Origin of the sequence: Shigella sp. FC1967 (genome assembly GCF_001743005.1) — a bacterium.
Lineage (GTDB): Bacteria > Pseudomonadota > Gammaproteobacteria > Enterobacterales > Enterobacteriaceae > Proteus.
The window spans coordinates 1-7,624 of the sequence record NZ_MIIZ01000572.1 but is presented as its reverse complement, the minus strand read 5'-3'; the positions used below and the strand labels follow the sequence as shown (position 1 = coordinate 7,624).

General features: G+C 41.7%; 8 protein-coding genes. 6 read left to right on the top strand and 2 right to left on the bottom strand.

The features are described from left to right. Positions 1-30: 30 nt before the first annotated feature. From hslV to rraA, 4 genes are all read left to right on the top strand, one after another. Positions 31-561: an ATP-dependent protease subunit HslV gene (hslV, locus tag BHE89_RS05465; RefSeq protein ID WP_023583438.1), complete on the top strand. Its 531-nt coding sequence runs from the start codon at positions 31-33 to the stop codon at positions 559-561. Positions 562-573: 12 nt separating this feature from the next. Further along, positions 574-1,908, top strand: a complete 1,335-nt coding sequence (gene hslU, locus BHE89_RS05460) for an HslU--HslV peptidase ATPase subunit (protein ID WP_069366838.1) — start codon at positions 574-576, stop codon at positions 1,906-1,908. A 97-nt stretch (positions 1,909-2,005) separates the two neighbouring features. Then, the gene (locus tag BHE89_RS05455) at positions 2,006-2,923 is read left to right on the top strand and encodes a 1,4-dihydroxy-2-naphthoate polyprenyltransferase (RefSeq protein ID WP_069366839.1); all 918 of its coding nucleotides are present in this window, start codon (positions 2,006-2,008) and stop codon (positions 2,921-2,923) included. Positions 2,924-3,032: 109 nt separating this feature from the next. After that, a complete protein-coding gene (gene rraA, locus BHE89_RS05450; RefSeq protein ID WP_069366840.1) occupies positions 3,033-3,536 on the top strand; it encodes a ribonuclease E activity regulator RraA in 504 nt (167 codons plus the stop codon). Between the two features lie 92 nt (positions 3,537-3,628). Here the strand turns inward: rraA and zapB are convergent, their stop codons facing one another. Beyond that, positions 3,629-3,871, bottom strand: coding sequence for a cell division protein ZapB (zapB, locus tag BHE89_RS05445; protein WP_036933299.1), 243 nt, complete (start codon positions 3,869-3,871; stop codon positions 3,629-3,631). A 294-nt stretch (positions 3,872-4,165) separates the two neighbouring features. On the opposite strand from zapB, the gene BHE89_RS05440 reads away from it, so the two are divergent. Both BHE89_RS05440 and glpK read left to right on the top strand, forming a co-directional pair. Beyond that, positions 4,166-4,981 (top strand): MIP/aquaporin family protein, encoded by an 816-nt coding sequence (locus tag BHE89_RS05440; RefSeq protein WP_069366841.1) that lies wholly within the window; start codon positions 4,166-4,168, stop codon positions 4,979-4,981. Between the two features lie 42 nt (positions 4,982-5,023). Continuing rightward, positions 5,024-6,556, top strand: a complete 1,533-nt coding sequence (gene glpK, locus BHE89_RS05435; RefSeq protein ID WP_069366842.1) for a glycerol kinase GlpK — start codon at positions 5,024-5,026, stop codon at positions 6,554-6,556. Positions 6,557-6,683: 127 nt separating this feature from the next. On the opposite strand, the gene BHE89_RS05430 is transcribed toward glpK, so the two are convergent. Continuing rightward, positions 6,684-7,624 (bottom strand): MFS transporter (locus BHE89_RS05430; RefSeq protein WP_128860331.1); only part of this gene is annotated, 941 nt, incomplete at its 5' end.

Genomic DNA, 7,624 nt, shown 5'->3' with positions numbered 1-7,624 from the left:
TTTTTTATTGATTAAACCAGGGGCTGACTCATGACTACAATCGTAAGTGTTCGCCGTAAGGGCCAAGTTGTAATCGGTGGTGATGGACAGGCGACGATGGGTAATACCGTCATGAAAGGCAATGTTCGCAAAGTACGCCGTCTTTATAACGACAAAGTCATTGCGGGATTTGCCGGCGGCACTGCTGATGCTTTTACTCTTTTTGAACTGTTTGAGCGCAAACTAGAACTTCACCAAGGGCATTTAACTAAAGCTGCGGTAGAACTTGCTAAAGATTGGCGCACAGACAGAATGCTACGCAAATTAGAAGCGTTACTTGCTGTTGCAGATGAAAATACATCTCTTATCATCACGGGTAATGGTGATGTGGTTCAACCAGAAAACGATTTAATTGCTATCGGTTCTGGTGGCCCTTATGCACAAGCAGCAGCTAGAGCTATGCTGGAAAATACTGAGCTTTCTGCACGAGAAATTGCTGAAAAAGCACTTAATATCGCTGGAGATATCTGTATTTACACTAACCATAATGTTAACTTTGAAGAACTCTCTTCAAAAGAGTAAGGATTAGAGAGCATGTCTGAAATGACTCCTCGCGAAATTGCCAGCGAACTTGATAGATTTATTATTGGTCAAGATAAAGCGAAACGTGCTGTGGCGATTGCCCTACGTAACCGCTGGCGTCGTATGCAGCTTGATGAAGCGCTGCGTCATGAAGTAACACCTAAAAATATTCTGATGATTGGACCTACTGGTGTAGGTAAAACTGAAATTGCACGCCGTTTAGCTAAATTGGCTAATGCACCTTTCATCAAAGTTGAAGCAACTAAATTCACCGAAGTGGGTTATGTGGGTAAAGAAGTCGATTCGATTATTCGTGACTTAACCGACTCCGCGGTCAAGATGGTACGTAGCCAAGCTATCGATAAAAATCGTTTCCGTGCAGAGGAAATGGCTGAAGAACGTATCCTTGATGTACTTATTCCACCAGCAAAAAATAACTGGGGCGTAACAGAACAAGCATCAGAACCTTCCGCAGCACGTCAATCTTTCCGTAAAAAATTACGTGAAGGCCAGTTAGACGATAAAGAGATTGAAATTGAGTTATCTGCAACACCAATGGGTGTTGAAATTATGGCTCCTCCAGGAATGGAAGAGATGACGAATCAATTACAATCTATGTTCCAAAATTTAGCGGGTCAGAAGCAAAAAGCGCGCAAGATGAAAATCAAAGATGCGTTTAAGCTTATTGTTGAAGAAGAAGCCGCTAAATTAGTTAACCCTGAAGAGCTTAAACAGCAAGCGATTGATGCGGTAGAACAACATGGTATCGTCTTTATTGATGAAGTCGATAAAATTTGTAAACGTGGTGGACAAAGTTCTGGCCCTGACGTTTCTCGTGAAGGCGTACAGCGTGACCTTTTACCTCTAGTTGAAGGTTGTACAGTTTCAACAAAACACGGTATGGTAAAAACAGACCATATTCTGTTTATTGCATCAGGTGCATTCCAAGTCTCAAGTCCTTCTGATTTAATTCCTGAATTACAAGGACGTCTGCCAATTCGCGTTGAACTTCAAGCGCTGACAGCAGAAGATTTTGAGCGTATTCTAACTGAACCTAACGCATCGTTAACAAAACAGTATGAAGCATTAATGGCAACCGAAGGTGTGTCAATTAGCTTCACTGAAGACGGTATTCGCAAAATTGCTGAATCAGCATGGCGCGTAAACGAAACCACTGAAAATATCGGTGCTCGTCGTTTGCATACTGTTTTAGAACGTTTGATGGAAGAAATTTCCTACGATGCCAGTGAACGTCAAGGTCAATCAATATTGATTGATGCAGAATATGTGAAACAGCATCTGGATGAGCTTGTAGCAGATGAAGATCTGAGTCGATTTATTTTATAATCAACTTGTGCGATCCTTATCAGCAATATTTACGTGGGAGGCTTGCCTCCCATTCTTATTTTTATAATAACAACGAACATGAGTATCGAATTTCAGCATGAGCTCTCTAAATTCCACTAGCCGGACTCAAGCCTGGCTTGAAAGTTTACGACCCAAAACACTACCTTTAGGGTTAATTGCCATTGTGACTGGTTCCGCATTAGCATATTGGATGGGTCATTTTGAGCTGCCTATTGCACTGCTTGCTATATTGACGGCGGGAACATTACAGATCTTATCAAACCTTGCCAATGACTATGGTGATGCCGTAAAAGGAACCGATACTGAAGAACGTTTAGGGCCACTTCGTGGAATGCAAAAAGGCGTAATAACAGCGGCTCAAATGAAAAAAGCGCTGATCCTAAATGTTATTATCTCCTGTATCTGTGGTATTGCCCTGATTATTGTCGCCTGTAAAAAGCCAGAAGACGCTATTGGCTTCTTAGTGATGGGGTTACTCGCTATTGTTGCTGCGATCACTTATACCGTAGGTAAGCGCCCTTATGGCTATATGGGACTAGGTGATATCTCTGTTTTAATTTTCTTTGGCTGGTTAAGTGTCATCGGGACTTATTATTTACAATCCAACACCTTTGATGTTGTTACTCTACTTCCTGCCACCGCCTGTGGTTTACTTTCTGTCGCTGTTCTAAACATTAATAATATGCGCGATTTAGAAAGTGACATTCAGGCAGGTAAAAACACATTAGCTGTTCGCTTAGGTCCTGCTGGTTCACGTACTTACCATACGTGTGTTATTTTTCTCTCTCTTGCCTGCTTGATTATCTTCACTCTACTTTATATGCACCGCTGGACAGCGTGGTTATTTTTACTCGCTACCCCTATGCTTTTACTGCATATCAAACGAGTAAATGCCGATCACTCCGGTGAAGCAATGCGTCCTCTACTCGAACACATGGTAAAAGCAGCACTGTTAACTAACGTACTTTTCTCTTTGGGTTTAATTTTAGAATAATTTCACTCTATTGTTGATTTGACTCACTGAATTTTCAGTGAGTCTTTTGCCAACTGCCCCTGTTAAGGGATATACTGGACTTTCCTGTGGCAACCTGACGTAATCTCCTATGAAATATGATACTTCTGAACTCTGTGATATCTATCAAGAAGATATCAATGTCGTAGAACCGCTTTTCTCAAACTTTGGTGGTCAAAGTGCTTTTAATGGGCAAATCATCACCGTTAAATGTTTTGAAGATAATGGCCTGCTTTATGACTTACTCGAGGAAAATGGTAAAGGCCGTATTCTTTTGGTCGATGGCGGTGGCTCTGTACGTAAAGCCTTAGTTGATGCTGAGCTAGCGCAACTTGCTGTTTCTAATGAATGGGAAGGCATTGTCGTTTACGGTGCAGTACGTCAAGTTGATGCATTATCAGAGCTTGATATAGGTATTCAAGCAATGGCAGCTATCCCTGCGGGTTGCCAAAGTGAAGGCATTGGTGAAAGTGATATCCGTGTTAACTTCGGTGGGGTTACCTTCTTCTCTGGTGATTATCTTTATGCTGATAATACAGGGATTATTTTATCTGAAGAGCCCTTAGGCTTAGATGAAGATTTACTTGAAGAGTAATTGCGACTTTTTTATCTGTATTCTGATGATTTCAATATTCAAAAGCACCTAACGGTGGCTTTTGTTTTTAAGTTTTAAGCAAACAAAGACAATTATTGCACGTCTTCCATTTTGCCTAACAGTGCACGTAAACGCTCTTGCCAGCTTGATTGCTCTTGTTTCAATTCTTCATTTTCACGAACAAGCGCTTCGCGCGATCCTTTCGCTTCTTGAACTTCTTGGTTCAGCGCATCATTTTTTTCTTTTAGCTCTTCGATTTCCATCTGTAATAACGTGATGGTATCAATTGCTTGTTGTACTTTTGATTCTAACTTCTCGAAAACTTCAAATGACATACTGTAATCCCCCATATAATCGATACTTCCGATTGTAAGTAGCCTATCAACAACTGTCTAGCATCTTCCGAGGAATTACATTCTTTTTTCAATTTATCAAAAACACTGGTCAGATCACATTACAAATGTCGATCAAGTCACTAATTAAGAGCGTTTTCACTCATTTTCTTGATGAGACACACAAATTTCAATTTCGCTTATTCTCGTTTACGCTCATTAACGATAAATTCACAGTTATCTTTTCAATTCGAAAAGAATACTAACAATAAATAACCCTCTTTCAGGATAGAATATATGAGCCAGACGAAAACCTCTCTTATGGGTCAATGCATTTCTGAATTTATCGGAACTGCGTTGCTAGTCTTCTTTGGTCTTGGTTGTGTTGCTGCGGTACGTATTGCAGGCGCAGAGCTTGGGCTGTGGGAGATAAGTATTATCTGGGGGCTGGGTGTTGCCTTAGCCGTTTATCTTACCGCGGGTACCTCTGGTGCTCATTTGAACCCAGCAGTGACTGTTGCGTTTTGGTTATTTGCTTGCTTTGAACGCAGAAAAGTTATCCCTTATATTATTGCACAAATGTTAGGTGGCTTCTTTGCTGCCGCTATTGTGTACTTTATGTACTACAGTGTTTTCCTCGACTACGAACAAGTTAATGGCATTGTCAGAGGCTCACAAGAAAGTCTCTTCACTGCTGGCGTATTTTCAACTTATCCTGCGGCTCAAATTTCCGTTATACATGCCTTTTTTGTTGAAGTTATCATCGCTGTTATCTTAGTTGGCTTAATTTTAGCCTTAACGGATGATGGCAACGGTGTACCTAAAGGTCCATTAGCACCTTTACTGATTGGTATTTTAATTGCTGTTATTGGTGGTGCATTTGGCCCATTAACTGGATTCGCCTTAAACCCTGCCCGTGACTTTGGTCCAAAATTGGTTGCGTACTTTGCTGGCTGGGGTGATATTGCACTGACTGGTGGACGTGATATCCCTTATTTCTTAGTTCCAATGATTGCTCCCTTTATCGGTGGTATCTTAGGTGCATTGGCTTACCGTAAATTAATTGGCCGTCACTTACCTTGCGATACCTGCAAAATCGAAGACGATAAATAAAATTAAGAGCAATATTGTTGATTATCAGAACAGGTTACTAACATGACAACAGAGACAAATACATCGAATACCGAGAAAAAATACATTGTTGCGCTGGATCAGGGCACAACCAGCTCACGAGCTGTGGTTATTGACCACGATGCAAATATCGTCAGTATTTCACAACGAGAGTTTACCCAAATCTACCCTAAGCCAGGCTGGGTTGAACACGACCCAATGGAAATTTGGGCGACACAAAGTGCAACCTTAGTGGAAGTATTAGCAAAAGCCGATATTCCCTCCGATCACGTTGCTGGTATTGGTATCACAAACCAACGCGAAACCACTATCGTATGGGATAAAGAAACGGGTAAACCCGTTTATAACGCGATTGTATGGCAGTGTCGCCGTACTGCAGATTTCTGCACTCGCTTAAAAGATAAAGAAGGTGTTGAAGAATATATTCGTCAGAACACGGGGTTAATGGTTGACCCTTATTTCTCTGGGACAAAATTAAAATGGATCCTCGACAACGTCGAAGGTGCGCGTGAAAAAGTAGAGAAAGGCGAATTGTTATTCGGTACTGTTGATACGTGGTTAGTTTGGAAAATGACACAAGGTCGCGTTCACGTTACCGATTTCACTAACGCTTCACGTACCATGTTATTTAATATCCACTCTTTAGATTGGGATCAAAAAATCCTCGACTTGCTGGATATTCCTCGCAATATGCTCCCCAAAGTCGTGCCATCTTCGGAAATTTATGGCCAAACCAACATTGGGGGTAAAGGTGGTACACGTATTCCTATCGCAGGTATGGCGGGTGACCAACAAGCTGCACTTTATGGTCAACTTTGCGTACAAAGCGGTATGGCAAAAAATACCTATGGTACGGGTTGCTTCTTACTGATGAACACAGGTAAAGAAGCGGTTCGCTCTAATCATGGTTTGTTAACAACAATCTGCTGTGGCCCACGTGGTGAAGTTAACTATGCCCTAGAAGGTGCCGTATTCGTTGGTGGTGCTTCTATTCAATGGCTTCGTGATGAGCTAAAACTGATTGATGAAGCGACTGACTCCGAATATTTCGCAACTAAAGTTAATGATACTAATGGTGTCTATGTTGTTCCTGCATTTACGGGTTTAGGCGCACCCTATTGGGATCCGTATGCTCGTGGTGCTATTTTTGGTTTAACCCGTGGTGCTAACCGTAATCACATTATTCGTGCAACCTTAGAATCCATCGCTTATCAAACACGCGATGTGCTTGATGCCATGCAAGCCGATTCAGGTGCACGTTTACAATCACTACGTGTTGATGGTGGTGCTGTTGCCAACAACTTCTTAATGCAGTTCCAATCTGATATTTTAGGTACTCGTGTAGAACGTCCTGTTGTTCGTGAAAGTACCGCATTAGGAGCCGCATTCCTTGCAGGCCTTGCTATCGGTTTCTGGCGTGATTTAGATGAAGTGAAAAACAAAGCTGCTATCGATAAAGAATTCCGTCCTGGCATTGAAACCACTGAACGTAACTATCGCTATAACGGCTGGAAAAAAGCCGTCGCTCGCGCTCAAGAGTGGGAAGATCGCGGTTAATAATAGCAGTAAAACACAATTTGAGAGAGAAGTAGCCTAGGCTACAAAACCCAATGCCGAGATTTTTGAACTAACCCCTGTTCATGTTTATCTCGGCATTTTTTATTTCAGTTACAGTATCAATCCATTAAATCGTATGTTCTTCATGGCTAAAACGATGAGCCAAAGGAAGCCAACAAAGCATTATCGCCACTGACATAGCAAACATAATCATACCTAAACTAAATTGGTTATGTTGTGGCAGTAAAGCAGAAAACCATGTTGCCACACCGGAACCGACATTTTGTAATCCCCCTACCAGCGCACCTGCTGAACCGGCTAAATAAGGGAATGGTTCCATTGCGCCTGTCGTTGCCAATGGGAATAACATACCCGCACCAAAGAAAAACAGTGCTGCAGGTACCAATAATGTCCAGATATTAATAATATTTAACCAACCGGGGATCCACATTAAGATACCGGCAGATAAACAACAAAAAACAGAGTGCCACATCAGTTGCACAAAGGTTTTACCTTCACGACCCGCATACCAAGCCCCAAAGAATGCCGCAGGGATCGGTAAAATAAATAATATACTGATAGTAATACTATTTAATCCTAATACGCCCCCCATCAATACGCCGCTAGAGGCTTCAAAAACAGCGATACCCGATAGTGCACAAATCAGCATAATCAAAAAGGCGCTGAAGGTACTGTTTGAAAGCAATAAGTAAAACGATGACAACATTTTACGTTTTTCAACTTGTACGGGGCGTGTTTCTGGCATCCAACGATACATACAAAACAGGACACTGCTTCCTAATAATAATAAGAAGATATAACACGCATGCCAGCCAAAGAAGTGCGCAACCACACCACCAATCATTGGCGCTAATAATGGGCTAACCAAAACCCCCATATTTAACAAACTATTGGCGTAACGTAATGCCGTTCCTGTGTATAAATCACGAGGTTGAGTACGAGTCATAACACCCGCAACGCCCGTTCCCATTCCTTGTAAGGTACTTGCAATAACCAGTGTGGTTAAATTTTGTGAGAAAATCGCCACCAGCGTTGATAAGCAAAAAA